This window comes from Primorskyibacter sedentarius, from assembly GCF_004342065.1.
Taxonomy (GTDB): domain Bacteria; phylum Pseudomonadota; class Alphaproteobacteria; order Rhodobacterales; family Rhodobacteraceae; genus Primorskyibacter; species Primorskyibacter sedentarius.
In genome coordinates this window covers 1-1,468 of record NZ_SLZU01000078.1, presented here as the reverse complement: position 1 = coordinate 1,468, position 1,468 = coordinate 1, and the positions used below count along the sequence as shown (strand labels likewise).

1 protein-coding gene is annotated in these 1,468 nt (G+C 58.9%); it reads left to right on the top strand.

Going from position 1 to position 1,468, the window contains the following annotated elements; translation table 11 throughout:
* Positions 1–131: 131 nt before the first annotated feature.
* The gene (locus EDD52_RS23545) at positions 132–1,157 is read left to right on the top strand and encodes an IS110 family RNA-guided transposase (RefSeq protein WP_132249024.1); all 1,026 of its coding nucleotides are present in this window, start codon (positions 132–134) and stop codon (positions 1,155–1,157) included.
* Positions 1,158–1,468: the final 311 nt, after the last annotated feature.

Below are 1,468 nucleotides of genomic sequence, written 5' to 3'. Positions count from 1 at the left end.
CACACCGATTGCAGTGGCCGTGTGGCTTTTGCCCGTTCCGGGGCCACCCCTCTCGATGGGGTGGACGCCCCCTCACGGTATCGCTGTGCCAAGGTAGCGGTGTCGAAACTTGCTACGAGGAGGAAGCGCCCATGGAAAAGGTTAGCATTGTAGGGTTGGATATCGCCAAGAATTCGTTTCACGCTCACGGCGCTGCCGGGGATGGATCGAAGGTCTTCAGTAGGGCGTTGCCGCGAGGGCGGGTACTGGAGCTATTCAGTCAGATCGAGCCTTGCACCGTTGCTTTGGAGGCTTGCGCAGGCGCGCATTACTGGAGCCGGGAGATTTCAAAACTGGGACACGATGTCAGGCTGATCGCCCCGCAATACGTCAAGCCTTATGTTAAGCGCCAAAAGAACGATGCAAACGACGCCGAGGCTATCGCGGAGGCAGCTTCTCGACCGACCATGCGGTTTGTGTCGACCAAGACCGCCGGGCAACAAGGCCAGGCAATGGTTTTGAAGACGCGTGATCTTCTGACAGCACAACGGACCCAGACGATTAACGCGTTGCGAGGGCATCTGGCAGAGTATGGAATTATCGCCCCAAAGGGCCCTCAGCATCTGCCACGGTTGGAAAAGGCGGTGGCTGGAAATGCGGAAAATTTGCCGCCCGAAGTGACTGGCCTTTGCCAGATGTTCTTCGATCTGATCGCTGAGTTGAGCAAGCGCATTGATGAACTGACCCGACAGCTCCGCCAAATTGCCCGGCAGAACGATGTTGCGAAAAGGCTGATGACCATGCCGGGGATTGGTCCGGTGACGGCGGTGTCAATCGCTGTTCTGGCTGCACCGCCGGAGATGTTTTCCAAAGGACGCGACTTTGCGGCCTGGGTTGGGCTGGCACCGCGCCAGCATTCAACCGGAGGCAGGACGCGGCTCGGTAAAATATCGAAGATGGGGCAACGTGACCTGCGACGCTTGCTGATCATCGGAGCCATGTCGGTCATCCAGGCGGCGCAGCGGCGTGGAGCCGCACCGGAAGGGTCGTGGCTTGCTCGCATGCTGGCGCGCAAACCCAAGATGCTGGTTGCTGTCGCGTTGGCAAACAAGATGGCGCGGATGGCATGGGCCATGATGGCTCATGGCGGCGTCTATGAGACCCCTGTCAACGCCTGAGCGCGACGGCAGGCTGGGGATGTGGTGGTTCTGAACGGAGGTCATGGCAAAGCGTCGACGAGATCAGGAATGGGAAAACCAGTAATGTCCCGAGTAACTTGTACTACGGCCTCTCGTTTTGGACCTGTTCCTCGAACTCACCATGAGGGCCCGCGGCGTTGAAGGTCGCAACCAGAGGCCGGATACACGAAGGAACTCGACCGCATCGCCAGTGCCAAAGCAAAAGAAATCACTTGCAACCCCGGGGGCGTCCATACACGGGTCATTGCTGCGCAATACCCTGCCGGGCAGTGGATCAGCACGACATTCTC